Origin of the sequence: Curtobacterium flaccumfaciens (assembly GCF_013359815.1) — a bacterium.
Taxonomy (GTDB): domain Bacteria; phylum Actinomycetota; class Actinomycetes; order Actinomycetales; family Microbacteriaceae; genus Curtobacterium; species Curtobacterium flaccumfaciens.
The window spans coordinates 168,538-188,628 of the sequence record NZ_JABMCF010000035.1 but is presented as its reverse complement, the minus strand read 5'-3'; the positions used below and the strand labels follow the sequence as shown (position 1 = coordinate 188,628).

Here is a 20,091-nt window from a genome sequence, read left to right as displayed (position 1 = left end):
ACGAAACTCCGGGGAAAGGGAGTCACACCGTGGCGAACATCAACGTCTCGTACGCAGACCTCGAGGCAGCAGCCTCCGACCTCAAGGCGGGCCAGGCAGACATCGAGGACCGTCTGTCGGCACTGCAGCGCAAGATCCAGCAGCTCATCTCGGACGGCTACGTCACCGACAAGTCGTCGGTCGCGTTCGGCGAGTCCTACGACGAGTTCAACCGTGGCGTGACCCAGACGGTCCAGGGGCTCGAAGGCCTCTCCACGTTCCTCTCCAAGGCCTCGCAGACCCTGTCCGAGACGGACGAGTCGCTGGCCTCCGGCCTCAAGGGCTGACACCGTCGTCGACCCCGTGCCCCGCGATCGCGTGGGGCACGGGGTCGTCGCGGTTCCTGTGGCGCCGTCCTGACGGCGCCGGTTCGTGATCGGGGAGGGATTGTTCCGTGGCAGGCAAACTGCTGGTTGACCTGATGGGGCTCGGGGAGCTCCAGAACGACCTGACGACCGTGCACAGCACGCTCGAGCAGGCACACAAGCGTGTCGACGCGTCCGACGACGAGATCGGTTCGGGGACGGTGCAGAACGCTCTGCACGACTTCGACCACCGCTGGGGCGACAAGCGGGACAAGATCAGCGAGTCGACGAAGGCGTTGGCGGACATGCTGAGCTCGTCCATCGAGACCTACACCGAGACCGACGAGCAGCTGGCACAGGCCCTGCAGGTCAACGACGAGAACGGCGGCGGCGGACCCGCTGCCTCGAGGGCGCAGTAGTCGTGGGGCGGCCGTCGGGGTGGGACGTCGTCGATCAGGGTGATGATCCGGTCAAGGGTGATCCGTCGACGTTGCGGATGATGGCGCGGGAGTACCAGCGCATCTCCGACGCGGCCGATGACGCCTCGACCAGGCTGAAGTCGGTGAAGGGGTCCGGGTGGCTGACCGACTGGGAGGGTGAGGCCGCTGACGTGTTCGTCGACGCGATCGAGGACACCCCGTCGGACCTGACCAAGCTCGTCGATTCGTACGAACTCGCCGCGACGGCGTTGTCGGGGTGGGCTGACACGGTCGATGACACCCAGTACCGGGCCGATGGTGCGTTGGCGGACGCGAAGGACGCCACCGGGGACCTCGCCGCAGCGCAGGACCGGTTGGCGGATGCGCAGTCGACGCTGTCGCACTACGAGTCCGCGTCGAAGGACCTGTCGAAGGTCGCCGACGAGTACCCGGCAGGCTCCGACGTGCCGGACGGGGTGGATGTTCCCTCGCCGGCGCAGTTGCGGGCAGCGTCCGACAACGCTTCCGTCGCACAGGGGTCCGTGAGCTCGGCGCAGGGAGACATCTCGGCGGCGCAGTCGCGGATCGATGCGGCGAAGCGGCTCGTGGCGGACGCGAAGGGTGACTGGCAGGACGCGGAGCAGCGGACTGCGACGAAGATCGGTGAAGCTGCTGACGCGGGCCTCGGGAAGCAGTCCACGTGGGACAAGATCTTCGGGTCCGAGGCGTGGGAGACCATCGTGTCGGTGGCGAAGGTCGTCGTGGCGGTGGGTGGGATCATCGCGATGATCATCCCGGGGCCGTGGACGTTGATCATCGCGGCGATCGCGCTCGTGGTGTTGGCGGACACGTTGTACAAGATGAGCAAGGGTGAAGCCGACGGGTGGGACCTCGCGTTCTCCCTGCTCGACTGCGTCCCCGCAGGCGGCGCGGTCGCCGCTGCAGCTCGAACCGCGCGTCTTGCTGAGGGAGCGACCAAGCTCGCAGCACTCTCCAACACTGCTGCGCGCGTCGTTGGAGCGGGGCAGAGAGCGATCACGGGCATCCGAGGTCTGAACACGGCGCTGAAGACCAAGGCATCCGTCGTGATCGAGCGCATGACTCAGGCGTTCCAGAAGGGCGAGCGCGAGCGTGCGTCAGTCCAGGGGATGGGGCACTCCTACTTCGACGCAACGAGCTACCACGCCTACTACGAAGCCGGCGACAGCACCATCGGCGCTCCCGGCGGGCCTTTCTTCCTCATGCCAGAAGAGGACGCTCTGCAGTACGTGCACAACCCCATCGATGCCATGGTGCAGACAGGCTTGGCCCCCTCTGTACGCCAGGCTGTGATGCACAATGAGCCTGTGTACGGGATTCGGTTCCCTCTGGAAGGAACCTCCCCCCGGCTCCCTTCGGCAGCGGATGCTGGTGGGAACCTCAACTACACGCCCGGGGGGCACACCGCCGTGGCGTTCGAGGAAGGGCACATGATCAACGAGACACGCGAGTTCGTGATCGACGGTGGTCGCCCAGTTCCGGCAGGGTCTGAGGTGTTCCAGCTCATGGACAACGGAGAACGAATGGTGGTCCGCCGCTTTGGATGAAGCTGCCCAGGTAGAACCCCGCAACCGGTTGGAACAGCTGATCCTTGAGGGACGGGCCGGGCGAGCGGACCAGTTTGTCGTGGCGGACGCGGTATGGAACACGCCGATTGCGGTGTCGTCAGCGACTCCCGCCAAGGGTTTCGAGGATCTCGCACCCGTGCTGTTCGACCGTGACGGAACCCCGATGGTGGCGGCGTTCTCCGATCCACGCCGGATCGGTGAGGTCGGGGAGAAGGCCGGCTACTTCTTGCTCATGACGGGCGGGGAGCTTTTCCGCCGACTGCGCCCCGAGTTCGGCGTCGTCCTGAATCCTCGGACGTTCGAACTCGGCATGGAATTCCTGCCTACCTCCATTGCTGACTACATCCGGCGGCTGGGTTGAGGCCAGCGGCCGGACTCATCGAGCCAGGGTGCTCCGTCTGCACCGCGGCGACGCAACGTCACGGCCGCGTCGAGCTCTCCATCGGGGTGAGTCGGGTGCAGCAGAGTGAGTACTTCCGCTGCGTGGCTTGCGATACCTACTGGAGCCTGTACGACCGATCACTCGTCGTCGTTGGGGAAGAAGACATCCCTGACGACCTCCAGACATCCTGGCGCGATGACGACGGTAACCTCCGCGAAGCACCGCTCCCGCCCTACGTTCCTTTCGCGCGACACGCCGAACTACCTGCGGAGATCACCACCAGTACCCCGGTCCATGTCAAGAACTCGGGCGGCACTACCGATCTCCCCTTCACGCACGACCTCGTCCGCGAGATCCCGGCCGGACCACTTGCGTCCCGGATCGCCCTCTGCCTAGTACTTGCTCGCTTGGCGGATGTCTTGTCTTCCCCCAGCGATACTGCCCAGGTGCCGCGGACCTTCCAGCGAGTCGAGTACGTCGACACTCTTGGTCACCTGCATGTTGGATACGGGGCTCGTCTGGATGGGAGAGCTCGATTCGAAGACGTTGCGCCGCGAGTTCGCTTCCCGACGTTCGGGCGGAACGTTTACTCCGCGACACCTCGCAATCATGTGAGCGACCCCGATTCCGGAATGCTGGTGAGGATCGGGCCAGGGGCGGACCTCGATCTCCCCGGAAGCCCGTTCAACGCCCTGCTCCTGAGCGGCGAATCGTGACCGCAAGTCCCGTTGCTGATGCCGATGCCGATGCCGATGCCGATGCGCATCGACACCCATCGTGCACCGCCACGCGCGACAGCAGGTCCTCGACCGATCGCGGGGAGTGCCAGATGATCCGCGAGTGCCTGCCGAACGTGCTCGTGGTGGGGTATGCCGTGAATCGAGAGTTCGCCGACGACGGACGACTGGTCGTCGACATTGTGCTCAGCCGATCACGACCCCAGGAGGCGCGCTCGTGCACCCGGGCATCCCCTTCGTCCATGCCCTGCGGCTCGGTGAGTGACATGACGACCTACGAATTGACGGAGTCGATGCAAAGCGAAACGCGCCCGTTCTACACGGATCACTGATCTTGGAACGTATCCCCGCGGTAGCTGTCCCCGACACGCTCCACCTCGCAGTGGGCTCAAGCGGCGAGCGCGTCACCGAACCGTACGACCGGGGCGTCATGGTGGAGTTCGCCTACTCCATTGCAGGCGATCGGCCCGCTGGGCGGGGCACGTCCGCTCGGCAGGTGAGCCGTCAATCACTCATCGACGATGAGACCAGCGGTCGGTACATCGTCCAAGTCGACGCAGCAGCAGATCGTTTCGAGGGGCTCCCAGTCGTGGACAGACCCGTTCGTCATCATGGGCTCCTGCCGATCCCGACCCGCGCAGTTCATGCACTGCCGATCACAGCGATCCAGGGGATCTGGGCCGAGATCGTCCGCAACACGGCACGACCGCAGTCGGCCTGGCGGTTGTTCGAATCTGCTTCCCGTCCGACGCTGAACCTGGTGATCGACCGCGATCCTGCCGAGTGGCGGGCGCGGGCGACCACGGCGCTGGGGCGGAGGCCACACCCGGAGATAACGGTCGTCGAGGACCTCGACGAAGTTCCGCGAATCTGGCGCAATGCCGCCCGTCATCTCCTGGCCGCCGAGGTGAGCGCTTGACGCCCTCCACATTCGACCGCCGACGACGCGCAGGCTGGAGACGAGTTGTCGATCTCGGTTTGTGGGTGCTCGGGACGGAAGACGGTGTGCGCGCCATGGCCTCGCTGCGGCTCGGTGCGTGACATGACGACCTACGAACGAACCGCTCACCGGAACGGCACGAGCGCGCCGTCGACCGTGATCGTCGAGATGGACCTGACGAACCCCGATCATCAGGTGCGCTACACCGTGACCGTGTTGCTGCTGGGCACAGAGCACGCGGCCACGGCGTACGACGCCTTCGAGGCGCTGAGCCTGGTGCGCGAAGCGCTCGACGACGAGGGCTGGCTCCTGGGCGTGCAGGGGGCGCGCGTGGACGTGTGGCCGAGTGGGATGGCGCGACAGCAGGGCGGTGGCATGCGGGCGTACCGACTCCGCCGCGGTCGTCGTCCTCGGTCCAAGGACCTCGTCGATGTTTTCGCCCCGGCCGACGAACACCTCGGCACCGTGCAGGCGCAACGCGCGTTCGTCGAAGCGAAGTTCCCCGACGCCTGACCGGCTGCCGGCGACGACCGTCCGTGACTCCCTGAACACCGAGCCCCCGCGCACGGTTGGGTGGGTACATGTCCTCTGCCCCGCTCTCCGGTGACGACTCCCTGCACCTGCCCGAGTTCGACAACCCGCCAGCGTCTCCGCTCGACCTCGCTCGCGAGTGGCTGTCCGCGGCGAAGGACCGGGAGGTCTCCGAGCCACTCTCGATGACCCTCGCCACGGCCGGTTCCGACGGCCGCGTGTCCGCTCGCACCGTCGACGTGAAGCGCATCGAGGCGGGCGGACTGGTCTTCGGCACGTCGGAGGACAGCCCGAAGGGCCGGCAGCTCGCCGAGAACCCGCACGCAGCCCTGCAGGCGTACTGGCGCGAGACGATGCAGCAGCTCCGGTTCGAAGGCCACGTCGTCCGACTGTCGGACGCCGAGTCCGACGCCCTGTTCGCGGACCGCTCCCCGAAGTCACGGGCCGCGACGGCGATCGCCGATCAGTCCGCCGTGCTCGAACCTCGCACCCTGCAGGACCTGATCGACGACGCGAACGACCTGCTCGACGACTCCGGCGACGACGTCCCCCGACCTGCACGATGGGTTGCCTGGCGGCTCGAGCCCGACATCGTGGAGTTCTGGCACGGCAGCCGTGACCGGATGCACCGAAGAGTGCAGTACGCACTCACCGAGGGCGCCTGGACGGCCACACGCCTCCAGCCCTGAGGCCGACGGTCGGCGTTCAGTCCCTGGACCACCACGCAGGCTGAGCGGGTTCGACTCGGACCGTGAGCGATCGAGCATCGTTCGATCGTTCCGCGATGACGAAGCGGCTCTCCGCTCGGTCGACGGTACCGATCCGCCACACCGGCCACGAGTGCGGCCCGAGTTTGGGATCGAACCACGGCGCGGGCCCGTTGTCGTCCTCGCGCAACGCGCGCCGGACGCTCTTCGGATCGAGCTCCGGGAACCCTCCGGCGCGTCCCGCCAGGAGCATGCGCTCTGCTGCGGCGTCGACGGCGGCGGACCGTTCCGCCCGTGGGTTCCGGGTGATCCAGTAGGCGGCGAGGTACCCGATCACCACGAGGCCGATCGCCGCAAGGGTCACGACCCACGGTCCAGCGTCGGGATCGACCGTGGGGATGCGATCGATGCCGGAGACCCCGACGATGAACCCCAGGACGCCGAGCACCCATCCGAAACCCGCGACGCGTTCGGCGCGTTGCGACGCTCGAGCGAGGACGCAGCGTGCCTCGGCGACGTCCTCGATCGCAACCGAGATCGCCCCCGCACCCGCGCCCGCACCGGTCTCCATCGGACCAGTCTCGCTCACGGCGCACGCCCCTACCGCCCGATCGGGTTCACCATCGCTCCCGCCCGGATAAGCGACGCGGACTGGTCCGCCAGGTCCACCATCGACAGGGTGTTCCGCAGCTGCAACCGGTTCAGGCACGAGTGCTCGAACGTCGGCACCCGCAGGTCCAGGGGACGCCGGCGGTCCGGGTGCGCGGCGGCGTGGGCGTCGATGCACTCCCCCACGACCTGCCAGAAGCGGGACTCCGGCAGCACCGCGTCGTCGTCGAGGATCGCGGCGACGAACCGCAGCACCCCGTCGAACACGTCGGTGAACACCGCGAGCGCGGCCTCGTCGTCGGTCACCGGGTGCACGATCCGGTCGATGTCGGCGGGCACCGGGCGGTCGTCGTGCCGACCGAGCACGGCGGCCTCCTCGCCGATGTCCTTCATCACGGCGCGGACCACGACGCCGTCGCGCACCACGAGCACCAGGTTCTCGCCGTGCGGCATGAACACCAGGTCGTGCACGGTCAGGCAGTGCACGACGGGCAGCAGGTAGGCGTCGAGCCAGCGCCGGACCCAGACGTCGGCGGGCAGACCGGAGGCCTCGATCAGCGCCGAGACCACGGCGTTCCCCGAGGCGTCGCGGTGCAGCAGCGCCGCCATCGTCAGCAGTCGCTCACCGTCCGCCAGCCGCGGCAGCGGACTCTCCCGCCACAGTGCCGCGAGCATCTTGCGCTGCGGCGAGGACACGTCGACCCGGTGGTAGGCGTCTCCCGTGTAGCCGATGGCGGCGTGTTCCCGGAGGACCGAGAACCCGGCGGCGGCGAGCGTGGGGTCGGCGGAGACGATCGACTCGACCCAGTCGTTCACGGCCGGGGTGTTCCGCATGTACGCGGGCGACATCCCCCGCAGGAACCCCATGTTCTGCACGGCGAGCGCCGTCTTCACGTACGAGCGTGCCGGCTCGGTGCGGTTGAACGCGGTGCGGATGGACTGCTGCGGCTGGTACTCGTCGGGTCCCTCGCCCAGGTCGACCAGGTCCTGTCGGCCCAGGTCGGGTGCGAAGGTCACGGCGATCCGGTGCTGCCACTGCCACGGGTGCACGGGCAGCCACACGTAGTCGTCGGGGTCGAGCCCGCGACGTTCCAGCGTGGCACGGAACCCGGCCACGACCGCCGCCGACAGCTCCGACTCCCAGTGCGCCTGCTCGGTCCGGTCCGCGGCGAGCGCCAGGTGCGTGTGCTCGCGTCGGGCGGCGAGCCACCGGTACCGGAACCGTCCGCCGGACTCGGGCGCGAACGCCCGGTACTCGTCGAGCCCGAACCCGATCCGCCCGTTGGCGGCGACGAACGCCGGGTGCCCCTCGGTCATCGCCGCCTCGACGTCCTGGAACGACGCGACGACGTCCTCGACGGACCCGGTCGAACCGGACGAACCAGCCGAATCGGTCGCACCGGACGCCCCGGACGCCCCGCCCGACCCGGCCCCGCCCCGCCCCCGCGCCAGCTGCCCAGCCGACGGCCCGCCCCGCCGGTGCTTCGCCGCGGCACTCGCCAGCGTCGACGAGATCTCCTCCAGGTACGTGCCGAGCAACTCGTCGGGGATCCCGAGCACCTCGTGCAGTTCGAGCACGAGCTCCTGCGCGCTGAGCGGCGCCGGCGCCCCCGCACGGGTCCGCGTCAGCGAGGCCTCGTCCATCGACCAGTGCTCGAGCACGTGCTGCCGCGCCCGGAACCGGTAGGTCGACTCCCCCGCCTCGAGCCGCCAGCCGTCCCCGTCGGGCACGGGTGCGATCAGCCGTTCGTGGGTGAACTCCGCGATCGCCTTCGCGACGAGGTGCCGTTCGGCGGGCTCCAGGTGCTCGGGCCGGAGGTGCACGGCCGGCCCGTCGTCATCGGGGACGCCGATGCGATCGGTGTCGAGCACCGACAACAGGGCCCGCTTGCCGTCGACGTCCACCTGTCGCAGGGCGCGGAACCCGACCTCGGCGTTCTTCGCCTGCACGGCGGTGTTCCGCACGTCCGGTTCGACGACGACCCGGCGCGCGCCGAGGGCGTCCCGGCAGTGCTCGACGACGGCACGCATCACCGCGCTGGTCAGGCCGTGGACACGACGGTCAGCGGGCGCCGGCGCGACGAGCAGGTGCATGCCGACGTCGCCGGGTTCGGCCGCCCACACGTCGGTGAGCAGGACGGCGGAGGGGTCGTAGGTCTCCGCCAGGAAGCACGGCTCGCCGTTCCGGCGGCCGAGCCACGCTGCCTGCGCGGGGTCCGCCTGCACGCCGGCCAGGTAGGCACGCACGCCGTCCACGTCGAGGTCACCCATCTCCCACCACGACGACGCCGGGTGGGCGAGCCACGACTGCACGACGGCGGCGTCGCGTTCCGGGTCCACGGGTTCGACGGTCAGGAGGCCCGGCTCGGCTCCCCCAGGCGCGGTCGCGTCCGGTGCCGTGGTGGTCACGGTCGTGCTCATGCGGAGACCTCCGTGCGCTCGGTCGCGGGGCGGGCCGGCGCGCACTCCGCGGCGCCGGGGTGCGCCGTGGACGGCGCTGCTGTTGACTGCCCCGAGGCGGGCAGGCCGAACTCCTGGAAGGCGATCCGAGCCTCCAGGCCGTACACGGGGCGACCCGTGACGGACCGGATGATCGACGCGTTCCGCCACGCACCCATGCCGAGGTCGGGCGCGGTCAGGCCGTGCGTGTGCTCCTCGGCGTTCTGCACCCAGATGCGTCCGCCCAGGGTGTCGACGTGGTGGTCGCGGGCGACGGCCAGGCGCCCGCGGGAGTCGCGGGCGACGAGGTGCTCGACCGGGTCGAGGAACCGCGGGGCCCGCGGGGTGTACCCGGTGGCCAGCACCAGCTGCTCGACCTCGTGCTCGTACGTCTGGTCGAGCTGCTCGTGCCGGAGCGTCAGCCGGTACGTGCCACGGTCGGCGAGCCAGGCGGCGTCGACGACGCTCGTCTCGGTCCGGAGCGTCGTCGGGACTGGGCCGCGCGCACTTATCCGGTAGAGCTGGTCGTACAGGTCGTCGACCAGGTCGGCGCTGATGCCCTTGTACAGACCGCGCTGTTCCCGCCCCAGGCGGTCGCGGACGGCCTCGGGCAGCCCGTGGAAGTGGTCCGTGTACTCCGGGCTCGTCATCTCGAGGGTGAGCTTGGTGTCCTCCATCGGGAAGAACCGGGGCGACCGCGTGATCCAGTCGAGGCGGTAGCCGTCCCGCCGGATGTCCTCGAGCAGTTCGCGGTAGACCTCGGCGGCGGACTGCCCGCTGCCGACGACGGCGATCGACCCGGCGTCGCGCAGGGCATCGCGGTTCGGCAGGAACTCGGCGGAGTGGACCGCCGGTCCGCCGATCCCGCGCAGCGGGGCGGGGACGGACGGCTCGGTGCCGATGCCCACGACGACGTGGTGTGCGCGGTACGTCTCGGGACCCTGATCGGTCTCGGCGTGCACCGTGAACGTGTCGGTGACCCGGTCGTGCTCGACGGTGGTCACCCGGCGGCCCCACCGCAGGGTGTCGAGCCGGTCGGCGGCCCAGCGGCAGTAGGCGTCGTACTCGCTGCGCAGGGGGTGGAAGTCCTCGCGGATGTAGAACGGGTACAGGCGCCCGGTCTCCTTGAGCCACGCGAGGAACGAGAACCGCGAGGTCGGGTCGGCCATCGTCACCAGGTCGGCGAGGAACGGCACCTGGATCGTGGCGTCGTCGAGCATCATGCCGTGGTGCCAGGCGAAGCCGTCGGCCGCGTCGAGGAACACCGCGTCGAGGTCGGCGATCGGGTCGGTCAGGCAGGCGAGGCCGAGGTTGAACGGGCCGATGCCGATGCCGACGACGTCGTGCACGGGCTGCTCATCGCGGTTCATCGGTTCGCTCCCTCGGTCTTGGTGGTCGTGGCTCGGACGCGCGCGGCCGTCGCGACGACGTGCTCCAGCGACGCGCGCATCTGCTCCGGCGTCGTCTCCGGGTTGAGCAGCGTGAGCTTGTTGCACGGCCGGCCGTCGATGACCGTCTTGGCGATGAGCACCCGGCCCTCGGCGAGCAGGCCCGAGCGGATCGGGGCGACCAGCGCGTCGGCGGCCTCGTCGGTCATGCCGGCGGGCTGCCAGCGGAACAGCACCGTGCTGAGCTGCGTCGGCGCGACGAGCACCAGGTCCGGGTGCTCCTCGACGATCCGGTGGGTGGCCGCGGCGAGGTCGATGACGGCGTCGAACGCCGCACCGATCGCGTCGGCACCGGTCGCCCGCAGCGTGGCCCAGAGCTTCAGGGCGTCGAACCGGCGGGTGGTCTGCAGCGACTTGTCGACCTGGTTCGGCTCGGCGGCGTCCTCCGGGTTCAGGTAGTCGGCGTACCACGCGGTGCGCCGCAGGTCCTCCGGGCGCTGCACGAGCAGGGCGCTCGACGACACCGGCTGGAAGAACGACTTGTGCAGGTCGGCGGTCACGCTCCGGGCCCGTTCGACGCCGTCGAGCAGGTGCCGCCGGGCCGGGGACACGAGCAGCCCGCAGCCGTACGCGGCGTCGACGTGCAGCCACACTCCCTCCAGATCACAGACGTCCGCGATCGGCTCGAGCGGGTCGATGACCCCGCGGTCGGTGGTGCCGGCGGTGGCGACGACGGCCATCGGCGTCTGCCCGGCTGCGCGGGCGGCGGCGATCGCCTCGGCGAGGGCGGCGGGCACCATCCGGCCGGCGTGGTCGGTGGCGACGGTGACCACGGCCTCGAGCCCGAGCAGCCGCGCCGACTTCGCGATGCTGAAGTGGGTCTCCGCGGTCGTGAACACGGTGCCGCTGCTGCCGAGGGCCTCGCGCGCCAGCAGCAGGGCCTGCAGGTTCGACTGCGAGCCGCCCGAGGTGAAGATGCCGTCCCCCGCGGCGAACCCGATCCGACCGGCGAGCCAGGCGACGACGTGCCGCTCGATCTCGGTGCCGATGCGGGACTGGTCCCAGGTGTCGACCGACGGGTTCACGGCGGCCAGGACCGACTCGGCGGCGACCGCGGGCAGCGCGACCGGGCAGTTCAGGTGCGCGAGGTACGCCGGGTCGTGGAACCACACGGCCTCGCGGACGAACAGCTCGTCGAGTTCGGCGAGTGCGCGGTCCGTCCCGAGGGGTTCGGCGTCGAGGTCGACGTCCTGCACCCGGGCCCGGAGGACCTCGGGAGCGGTGTCGGTCGTCGGACGGTCGGCGGCGGCGAAGCGGTCGGCCAGACGGTCCACCGTGGACGTCACGGCGGAGCGGTAGCGCTCGGCGGTGGCGGTGGTCAGGAGTTCGATGGGAGGTGTCACGTTAGGTAAGGCTAACCTCACAAAGCGTGATCGTGCCACCCGAACGAGGGGCGCGCCGAGCGGCCGGGCGTGTCAGACGCACGTCTGCCGGGCAGCCCGAGCCCCCACCCACCGCGCGGGTCAGGCGTCCGCCGCCGGACGTCAGGCGTTCATGAACTCGCTCGGCTGCAGGGCCCGGCCGACGACGCGCACGTCGCCGATCGACCCGACGAACACGTTGTCGAGCTTGTCGCCGTAGCGGTACCCACCGAGCAGCCACGGCTTGCCGACCGTGCTGAGACCGCGGTTCGGGGTGGATGGGTTGCGCACGACCGGGCACCCGTCGACGTACAGCACGGTGTGCGTCCCGTCGTTCACCACGGCCACGTGCCACCAGGCGCCGAGCGGCAACTCGTGTCCCCAGTTCGTCAGTGATCCGTCCTGGCTCGCCGGGTACACGCACCACTGCAGTTCGCGGTCCCCCGACAGGCTCAGCGTCACCGCGGGTTCGTCCGGGTCACCGTCGGCTCCGGTCGCTTTCCCCACCTGGCCGGCGCTCGAGTACTGCGACAGCAGGGCACTGAACCCGTTCGCGCTCGGGTCGAAGGTGGTCGGCAGCGCGAAGAACGCCTCGACCGTGTAGCCGCGGGGGAAGTGGGTCCGGTTGAGCGGTGCCGTGTCGACGGTCTGCAGGTGGTCGCCGCCGGTCTTGCCGCCCTGCAGCGCGAGGCTGCCGGCGCCCGGCTGGTCGGGGTGGTGCGCCGCCGTCCAGCGCAGCGCCCCTGCGACGGCACCGGTCCGCCGGGCGACCACCAGGTCGTTGCCCTTGCCGCTCTGGTCGCGCACCCGCGTCGTCGGCGCGAGCGCCGCCCCGTCCGGGTTGCCGTCGAACCGCCAGTACGCCAGCGTCCCCGGCACCAGCATGCGTGCCGCCGGCCGGGAGGCCCGTGGTGCGACCGGCGCGAACCCCGCGAAGCGCGCGTCGAAGTCCACTGCCATGGTGAAGCGGTCGACGTCGCCGCTGAGCGCGGTCTCCTGCGCTGCGAGCTCGTTCGCGTCGCCGAGTCCGCCGGCGAGCAGGAAGGGCGACAGCGTCTCGACGTCGATGACGTTCCGCTCGAGGTCGACGTGGTACAGCCGGATCATGGCCGCCCCGCCGTAGTAGCGGTTCTGGTAGTTGGTCAGGTGCAGGGCGACGTCGTGCCCCACGGCGTTCTTCACCGTCATGCGTCCCGGCCCCCAGTAGTGCCCGTTGAGCGTCAGGAACACCTGGTCGTGCTTCGAGATGAAGGAGTCCCAGAGCTGCTGGCCGTAGGGGTCGAACGCCGCCCCGCCGCTGGCGTCCGAGTCGACGAGGGCGTGCGTCGTGAGGATGACCGGAGCGTGCGGCCGGGCGGCGAGCACGGAGCTGGCCCAGGCGAGCCCGCTCGCGCTCGTCCGCCAGTCGAGCGCCAGGACGACCCACTCGCGGCCGGCTGCGGTGAACCGGTGGGCGGTGTTGTAGCCGTCGGGGCTCGAACCGATCCAGCCCGGGGCCTTCCGGAACCGCTGCGGACCGAACACGTCGAGGTACGGGGTGCGGCCGCGCTGGTCGTCGGTCGAGGAGTCGACGTCGTGGTTGCCGGCGAGCACGCTGTAGGGCGCCCCGGCTCGGTCGAGCACGTCGAAGACCGCACCGGATGCGCGCATCTCGGACGCCGCACCGTTCTGGGTCAGGTCGCCGAGGTGCACGAGGAACACGGTGTTGTGCCGGGCCTGCTCGCGGACGACGTACTCGAGCGAGGCCCGCATCGGCGCGGGGTCGACCGCGGCGCCGTCGAACATGTACTGCGTGTCCGGCATGACCGCGACGGTGAAGCGTGGCGAGGTCGTGTCCGGGCGCCACCGTCCGGTGTGGCCGCGCACCACCGCTGCCTGCGCGACCGCGGCCGATCCGCCCAGCGCCGCCGGGGCCACGGCGGGTGCCGCGGTCAGCGCATCGGCGACAGCCGGGGCGCTGCCGAAGCCGTTCGACGCCACGAGTCCGGCGGCACCGGCGAGTCCGGATCCGACCAGGAAGCCCCGGCGGGAGACCGGGATGCGCTTGCTGCGGTCTCCGGCGTGGTCGTGGGCGTCGTCGCGGTCGTCAGGGCTGTTCTGCACAGCACCGCACCGTACGGATCGCGGGGGAACGCCCCGGGTCCGTTCCGTGAACTCCAGACCGGCCGCGGCTGCCGGTTCGGTGTGGACCGGTGAGGGCTCCTACAGCTTCTCGATCGGGGCGATCTTGATGAGGAGCTTCTTGCGGCCCGCGGAGTCGAACGCGATCTCGGCGATGCGCTTGGCGCCCTGCCCCGTCACCGCGGACACCGTGCCCTCGCCGAAGTCGACGTGCTTGATGCGGTCGCCGGCGACGAGTTCCATGTCGCCGTTGTCGCGCACCTGCCCGGACACCCGGTTCGCCCACTCGGTCTTCGGACGGGTCTTCGAGGCCGCCGCTGCGCGGTCGTACGAGCCGCCGCCCCAGCCACCACCACCGCGGTAGCCACCGCCGCCGCCACCTCCACCGCCACCGCCACCGCCACCGAAGCCGCCGTCGCGCTTGGCGTTCAGGGCGCGGGGCTGCGTGCCACCACGGCTGTTCGCCATGCCCGGGGACTGCTTCCACTCGATGAGCCCCTCGGGGATCTCCTGCAGGAAGCGCGAGGGCATCGCCACGTTCACGTCGCCGAACTGGGCACGGGTCATCGCGAGGGACAGGAACAGGACCTTCTTGGCGCGGGTGATGCCCACGTAGAACAGCCGGCGCTCTTCCGACGGCCCGCCGGGTTCGTTGGCGGACATCCGGTGCGGGAGCAGGTCTTCCTCGACGCCGGTCAGGAACACCGCGTCGTACTCCAGGCCCTTCGCGGTGTGCAGGGTCATCAGCGAGACCGTGCCCGAGGAGTCGTCGAGCTCGTCCGCCGCGGCGACCAGCGAGACCTCGGTCAGGAAGTCCGACAGCGTGCCCTCGGGGTTGTTCTTCTGGAACTCACGCGTGACGGCCACGAGCTCGTCGATGTTGTCGGCACGGGCGGCGTCCTGCGCGTCGGGCGACTTCCGCAGGTTGTCGAGCAACCCGGAGCCGTCGAGCAGCTGCGTCAGGGTGTCGACCACCGGCTGCGTCGGGGCCTTCTCGGACACGGCGTCGAGCAGCGCCGCGAACTCCGTGATGGCGTTGCGCACCTTCGGCCCGAACCCGAGCTCGCCCGCGTGGCGCAGGGCGTCGCGCATGGTGGTCTCGTGCTCGTCGGCGTAGCGCTGCAGCGTGGTCTCGGTGACCGAGCCGATGCCGCGCTTGGGCACGTTGAGGATTCGGCGCAGGGCCATCGGGTCGGCCGGGTTGGCGACCGTGATCAGGTACGCCATGGCGTCCTTGATCTCGGCACGCTCGTAGAACTTGGTGCCACCGAGCACCCGGTACGGGATCGCCGCACGGATGAAGATCTCCTCCAACGCACGTGTCTGCGAGTTGGTCCGGTAGAACACCGCCATGTCGCGGTAGTCCATGCCGTCTTCACGCAGGCGCTGGATCTCGTCGGCGACGAACTGCGCCTCGTCGTGGCCGGTGTACCCGGTGAAGCCGACGATCTTCTCGCCGGCGCCGACGTCGGTGAACAGGCTCTTCGCCTGGCGGTCGAAGTTGTTCGCGATGACGGCGTTCGCCGCGTCGAGGATGTTCTGCGTCGAGCGGTAGTTCTGCTCGAGCAGGATCGTCTTGGAGTTCGGGAAGTCCCGCTCGAACTCGACGATGTTGCGGATGTCCGCCCCGCGGAAGGCGTAGATGGACTGGTCGGAGTCACCGACCACCGTCAGGGACGCGGGGGCGATCGAGCCGTCGGTCTCGCGCATCCGGGCGACGTGCTGGCCGGAGTCCTCGAGCTTGTCGACCTGTTCGACCGGCACCGGGCGGGTGAGCTCGCGGATCAGGGCGTACTGGGCGTGGTTCGTGTCCTGGTACTCGTCGACCAGGATGTACCGGAAGCGGCGCTGGTACAGGGCGGCGACGTCCGGGAATGCCCGGAACAGGAACACCGTCTGCCCGATGAGGTCGTCGAAGTCGAACGCGTTCGCCCGGCGGAGTTCGTTCGTGTAGCGCCGGAACACCTCGGTGAACATGACCTCTTGCGGGTCGTTCACGTTGATGTTGCGCGCGTAGGTGTCGATGTCCTGCAGCTCGTTCTTGAGCTTCGAGATCTTCGACGCCGCGGCGCCGACGGTCAGCCCGAGGGAGTCGGCCTCGAGCTCCTTGATGATCCGCTTCAGCAGCGCCTTGGAGTCGGCGGAGTCGTAGATCGTGAACGACTGCGGGAACCCGAACCGCTCGGCTTCGCGTCGCAGGATGCGCACGCACGCCGAGTGGAACGTGGAGATCCACATCCCCTCGGCCTCGCCCCCGACCAGGGCCCGGACGCGCTCGCGCATCTCGGCAGCGGCCTTGTTCGTGAACGTGATCGCCAGGATCTGCGACGGCCACGCTTCGCGGTTGGCGAGCAGCAGCGCGATGCGGCGGGTGAGCACGCTCGTCTTGCCGGAACCGGCGCCGGCAACGATCAGCAGGGACTCGCCGCGGTACTCGACGGCTTCCTTCTGCTGGGGGTTCAGACCCGCGGTGAACGGGTCTTCGTACGCGCGGGCACCGGCGCCCGGCTCGGGCGTCGATTCGAAGGGGTCGAGCACGATCGTCATGTTCGGGACATTCTAGGCGAGACCCCCGACAGCGACCTCGTGCGGCAGGATGGCGCCGTGGCGATCACACCGGACCGACCTGACGTCTTCGTGCTCCCTGCGATGTCGGCCGCGGTTCCCACCACCCAGGACGTCCTCTGCATCCTGCCTCCGGACGGGCGCGACGACCCCGCCGCGATCGTCGAGAGCCACCGTCGGGCCCGTGCTCAGCGGTCTCGACAGGACACGGCGGGGTGCCTGGTCCCGCTGTCGGTCGGCCTGGTCACCGCTGGGCTGTGCTTGGCCGTACTCGGGGCCCTCGCTGCGTCGACGTTCCCGAGGAGTGCCCGGCTCCTCGTCGCCGTCGTGGTGTTCCTCGTCGTCTCGTCCGCCGTCGCGGTCCTCGTCGATCGACGGCGGCGCCGACAGCCACCGGTGCAGGCCCTCCCGGTGACACCGATCGACCCTCGGGTCGCCCGTCTCGCGCCCGGGGACCTGCCCGCGGCCGAGGTCATCCGTGCCTCGGCAGTCCTGCAGGCGCTCGACCGTGCGCGTGCCGACCTCCGGAAGGGCGAACACGACGCCGACCTGACGGACGCGCAACGGACGGTCTCGCCCGGCGATCGGAGCTCGTGGTTCTACCGGCCCGAGGACCTGGCCGGGCTCCGCGCCGCTGCCACGTCCGCACGCGATGAGGCCGCCGAGGTCCTCCGGTCAACCGGCATCCCGCTCGAGGCGCTCGAGGACTGACCGGGCACGCACCGCCAGGTCGGGGTGATCGGCGAACACCCCGTCGAGTCCGGTGCGGATCACGGACGTGAACCACCGCTCCCAGTCGCCGAACGCCGCGACGTCGCCACCACGACGCAACGGCGACGGCAGGAACCGGTTCTCCGGCCGGAGGGTCCACGTGTACACCGCGAGCCCCACGGCGTGGGCCCGGTCGACGATCGCGCTGCGCACCGGCGTCGGATCGTCGAGCGCGACGCTGTCGACGCCGGCCATCAGGGTGCCGAGGTCGACGCTGATGCCGTGGAACTCGGTCGCGAACGACGCGAGCGCGTCCTCGGAGCGCTCGGCGGCGTAGGTGGGGGCGAGCGACCCGTGGGACGCGACCTCGTCCGCGGCGCTGCCACGGGCCTCCTGGAGGTATACGAGCCGACCACCGGTCCCCCGCTCGCGCAGGTCCCGCAGCACGCCCTTCTCGAAGCTCTCCACCGTGAGCCGCTCGTCCTGCCGCCACCCGGCCTCGCCGAGCGCGGCGTCGACGAGTGCGCCCATCGGGAACCCGGCGCGGTCGAAGGACGCGGCGTGCTTGACCTCGGCGACGAGCCCCACCGGGCGGGGCGCCGCGTCGAGGATCGCGAGCAGGTCGACGAGCCGCAGGATCGGCTGCGCACCGTCGTGCTCGGCAGATCGCGGACGCAGCACCGGCAGGCGCTCGCGGGTGCGGAGCGTCTGCAGCTCGGCCCACGTGAAGTCCTCGGTGAACCAGCCGGTCAGGGTTTGGCCGTCGACGGTCTTCGTCGTGCGCAGGTGCCGGAACTCGGGGTGGTCGGCGACGTCCGTGGTGCCCGAGACCTCGTTCTCGTGCCGGAGCACCAGCACGCCGTCCTTCGTGGGCACCAGGTCCGGTTCGATCGCGTCGGCGCCGAGTTCGATCGCGAGCTCGTACGCGCTCCGCGAGTGCTCGGGACGGTAGCCGGACGCACCGCGGTGGGCGATCACGAGGGTCATGGCGCGACCCTACTTGCCGCGGGTGACCAGCGGGGCGCCTGTGTCGCGGGACACACGCGTCGCTCCCGCGACCATCGTTCCCAGCGACGACGCCGAGCATCACCGCATGACCGTCCGTTCGCTCTCCACCGCCGTCGAGGCCCGGATCGACCGCGCCGCACGCCGCGTGCTCGACGCCGGGCACCAACCGCACCGACCCGTCCGGGTGTTCGCCACCGAGTTCCTGGTGTTCGGCGCGAAGCAGGCCTGGGCGTGCGCGTTCGGGGCGCTGCTGCTCGCGACCATGGCCGTGGTGCACCTGACCGTGCCGGCGGCGATGCGGAACGACCTCCTGACGATCGCGGCCGTGCTGCTGCAGGTCGGGATGCTCGTGTTCGGGCTCGAGACCGTGCGGGAGCTCCGGGTCGTCCTGCTGTTCCACGTCGTCGGGACCGCGATGGAGGTGTTCAAGACCCACATGGGCTCGTGGACCTACGAGCCGGGTGGGCTGTTCGTCGTCGCCGGGGTGCCGCTGTTCTCGGGGTTCATGTACGGCGCCGTCGGGTCGTACATGGTGCGGGTCTACCGGCTGTTCGACCTGCGGTTCGACCGGTACCCGCGGCAGTGGCTGCTGGCGGTCGTGGCGGGCGGGATCTACCTGAACTTCTTCGGCCACCACTTCGTCGCCGACGCCCGGTACGTGCTGCTCGCGCTCGTGCTGCTGCTCTTCGCCCGCACGACCATGCACGTCCGGATCCACCGGGCGACGCTGCGGATGCCCGTGCTCGTCGCGATGGGACTCGTCGCGGTGTTCATCTGGGCGGCCGAGAACGTCGCGACCTGGGCCGGGGCGTGGAGCTACCCGGCGCAGCTCGCGGTGTGGCAGCCGGTGGCGCCGACGAAGATCGTGGCGTGGTTCCTGCTCATGACGATCTCGGTCGCGCTCGTCACCTGGCTCTACCCGGCGCTGCCGTCGGGACGGGCGCGCTCGACGGGCTCGACGGGCTCGACGGCGGACTCTCGACGTCCTCGGGGCGCGCGTGCAGCGGGCGACCCTAGGCTTCCCTCGACGGGGCCCGCTGGGCCCGCGTCCGCTCGCCGCGAATCCTCAGCCTTCCGCGACCGAGCGCCCCTAGGCTGAGAGGACTCGAATCTCCTAGGAAGAGGACACCATGGCCTTCAAGCCCGGTTTCGACCAGTCCCCCGCCTTCAACGCACAGGGGGCAAACACCTGGGGCGGGCGCGGTGCTGGTCAGCAGCAGGCCGGCTGGGGACAGACCCCGCAGCAGGCCCAGGGCGGCATGACCCCCGAGCAGCTGCAGTACATGTACGACCGTCCGACCGCGTCCCCGGTGGACACCGACCGCATGTCGTACGAAGACACCATCGTCAAGACGCTGCTCGCGTTCGGCGTGCTCGTCGTCGGCGCGGTGGCCGGTTGGAACCTGCCGCCGGTCGTCTGGATCGTCGGCGCGCTCGTCGGGTTCGTCCTGGCGCTCGTGAACACCTTCAAGAAGAAGCCGTCGCCGGGTCTGATCCTGACGTACGCGTTCTTCGAGGGGCTGTTCGTCGGCGGTATCTCGAACTACTTCCAGACAGCGTTCCCCAAGGCCGACGGCATCGTCGCGCAGGCGGTGTTCGGCACGCTCGGTGTGTTCTTCGTCACCCTGCTCCTGTTCCGCTCGGGCAAGGTCCGCGCGACCCCGAAGGCCACGCGCTTCTTCCTGATCGCCATGGTCGGGTACATGGCGTTCTCCCTCGTCAACCTGGTCCTCATGTGGACCGGCGTGACGCAGAGCGCGTTCGGCCTGATGGGCGTGACGCTCTTCGGCATCCCGCTCGGTGTGCTCATCGGCATCTTCGTGGTCGTCATGGCGGCGTACTCGCTGATCCTCGACTTCGACCAGATCAAGACGGGTGTCGAGCGCGGGGCACCCCGCATCTACGCCTGGACCGCGGCGTTCGGCCTGATCGTGACGCTCGTCTGGCTGTACCTCGAGATCCTGCGCATCCTCGCCATCATCGCGAGCAGCTCGCGCAACTAGTACCACCGCACACACGAAGGGCCCCGGCGCTGCCGGGGCCCTTCGTCGTTCCCGGGCCGGTGGACGCGCGAGCGGCAGCCGGCGGTCCCGGCGGCGGCCCCAGCGGTCACAACACCCCGCCGGTCGCCCGCCGAGTGGTCACGAAGTGTCGCCCGGGCC

At 70.1% G+C, this 20,091-nt stretch carries 18 protein-coding genes; 11 read left to right on the top strand and 7 right to left on the bottom strand.

The annotated features are described in order from the left end of the window. The first annotated feature begins 29 nt into the window (after positions 1–29). The 8 genes from HP445_RS07055 (at position 30) to HP445_RS07020 (ending at position 5,649) form a co-directional block, all read left to right on the top strand. Positions 30–326, top strand: a complete 297-nt coding sequence (locus HP445_RS07055) for a WXG100 family type VII secretion target (RefSeq protein WP_071404660.1) — start codon at positions 30–32, stop codon at positions 324–326. Between the two features lie 107 nt (positions 327–433). Beyond that, the gene (locus tag HP445_RS07050) at positions 434–763 is read left to right on the top strand and encodes a DUF6507 family protein (RefSeq protein WP_128780490.1); all 330 of its coding nucleotides are present in this window, start codon (positions 434–436) and stop codon (positions 761–763) included. 2 nt (positions 764–765) lie between these two features. Further along, complete coding sequence (locus tag HP445_RS07045) at positions 766–2,349, top strand: WXG100 family type VII secretion target (protein WP_258727899.1); 1,584 nt, start codon at positions 766–768, stop codon at positions 2,347–2,349. 28 nt (positions 2,350–2,377) lie between these two features. Beyond that, positions 2,378–2,731 (top strand): SseB family protein, encoded by a 354-nt coding sequence (locus tag HP445_RS07040; protein ID WP_128780488.1) that lies wholly within the window; start codon positions 2,378–2,380, stop codon positions 2,729–2,731. Positions 2,732–3,464: 733 nt separating this feature from the next. After that, positions 3,465–3,821 carry a hypothetical protein gene (locus HP445_RS07035; protein ID WP_128780487.1) on the top strand — a complete coding sequence of 119 codons (357 nt, stop codon included), beginning with the start codon at positions 3,465–3,467 and terminating at the stop codon, positions 3,819–3,821. 2 nt (positions 3,822–3,823) lie between these two features. After that, the gene (locus tag HP445_RS07030) at positions 3,824–4,408 is read left to right on the top strand and encodes a hypothetical protein (protein ID WP_128780486.1); all 585 of its coding nucleotides are present in this window, start codon (positions 3,824–3,826) and stop codon (positions 4,406–4,408) included. Positions 4,409–4,531: 123 nt separating this feature from the next. Then, positions 4,532–4,942: a hypothetical protein gene (locus HP445_RS07025; protein ID WP_128780485.1), complete on the top strand. Its 411-nt coding sequence runs from the start codon at positions 4,532–4,534 to the stop codon at positions 4,940–4,942. A 68-nt stretch (positions 4,943–5,010) separates the two neighbouring features. Then, entirely contained in the window at positions 5,011–5,649 is a 639-nt protein-coding gene (locus HP445_RS07020; RefSeq protein WP_128780484.1) for a pyridoxal 5'-phosphate synthase, read from the top strand. 16 nt (positions 5,650–5,665) lie between these two features. Here HP445_RS07020 and HP445_RS07015 read toward each other — a convergent pair whose 3' ends face one another. The 6 genes from HP445_RS07015 to HP445_RS06990 form a co-directional block, all read right to left on the bottom strand. Then, the gene (locus tag HP445_RS07015) at positions 5,666–6,256 is read right to left on the bottom strand and encodes a hypothetical protein (protein WP_128780483.1); all 591 of its coding nucleotides are present in this window, start codon (positions 6,254–6,256) and stop codon (positions 5,666–5,668) included. 11 nt (positions 6,257–6,267) lie between these two features. Next, on the bottom strand, positions 6,268–8,697 hold the full coding sequence (locus tag HP445_RS07010) for a GNAT family N-acetyltransferase (RefSeq protein WP_128780482.1): 2,430 nt from the start codon (positions 8,695–8,697) through the stop codon (positions 6,268–6,270). Next, positions 8,694–10,085, bottom strand: a complete 1,392-nt coding sequence (locus HP445_RS07005) for a lysine N(6)-hydroxylase/L-ornithine N(5)-oxygenase family protein (protein ID WP_128780481.1) — start codon at positions 10,083–10,085, stop codon at positions 8,694–8,696. The genes HP445_RS07010 and HP445_RS07005 overlap by 4 nt, the downstream gene beginning before the upstream one ends. Then, positions 10,082–11,506: a pyridoxal phosphate-dependent decarboxylase family protein gene (locus HP445_RS07000; RefSeq protein WP_128780480.1), complete on the bottom strand. Its 1,425-nt coding sequence runs from the start codon at positions 11,504–11,506 to the stop codon at positions 10,082–10,084. The genes HP445_RS07005 and HP445_RS07000 overlap by 4 nt, the downstream gene beginning before the upstream one ends. Before the next feature lie 141 nt (positions 11,507–11,647). Further along, complete coding sequence (locus HP445_RS06995; protein WP_128780479.1) at positions 11,648–13,627, bottom strand: LamG-like jellyroll fold domain-containing protein; 1,980 nt, start codon at positions 13,625–13,627, stop codon at positions 11,648–11,650. 99 nt (positions 13,628–13,726) lie between these two features. Then, positions 13,727–16,192: an ATP-dependent helicase gene (locus HP445_RS06990; protein ID WP_128780478.1), complete on the bottom strand. Its 2,466-nt coding sequence runs from the start codon at positions 16,190–16,192 to the stop codon at positions 13,727–13,729. A 57-nt stretch (positions 16,193–16,249) separates the two neighbouring features. Between HP445_RS06990 and HP445_RS06985 the strand changes: the two genes are divergently transcribed. Further along, positions 16,250–16,921, top strand: a complete 672-nt coding sequence (locus HP445_RS06985; protein ID WP_111094843.1) for a hypothetical protein — start codon at positions 16,250–16,252, stop codon at positions 16,919–16,921. On the opposite strand, the gene HP445_RS06980 is transcribed toward HP445_RS06985, so the two are convergent. Beyond that, positions 16,886–17,908, bottom strand: a complete 1,023-nt coding sequence (locus HP445_RS06980; RefSeq protein ID WP_128780477.1) for a glycerophosphodiester phosphodiesterase family protein — start codon at positions 17,906–17,908, stop codon at positions 16,886–16,888. The genes HP445_RS06985 and HP445_RS06980 overlap by 36 nt on opposite strands. 106 nt (positions 17,909–18,014) lie before the next feature. Here HP445_RS06980 and HP445_RS06975 point away from each other — a divergent pair, with 106 nt between their 5' ends. Further along, positions 18,015–19,028, top strand: coding sequence for a DUF817 domain-containing protein (locus HP445_RS06975; protein WP_128780476.1), 1,014 nt, complete (start codon positions 18,015–18,017; stop codon positions 19,026–19,028). A 31-nt stretch (positions 19,029–19,059) separates the two neighbouring features. Next, positions 19,060–19,932: a Bax inhibitor-1/YccA family protein gene (locus HP445_RS06970; RefSeq protein ID WP_111038510.1), complete on the top strand. Its 873-nt coding sequence runs from the start codon at positions 19,060–19,062 to the stop codon at positions 19,930–19,932. The last annotated feature ends 159 nt before the right edge of the window (positions 19,933–20,091 follow it).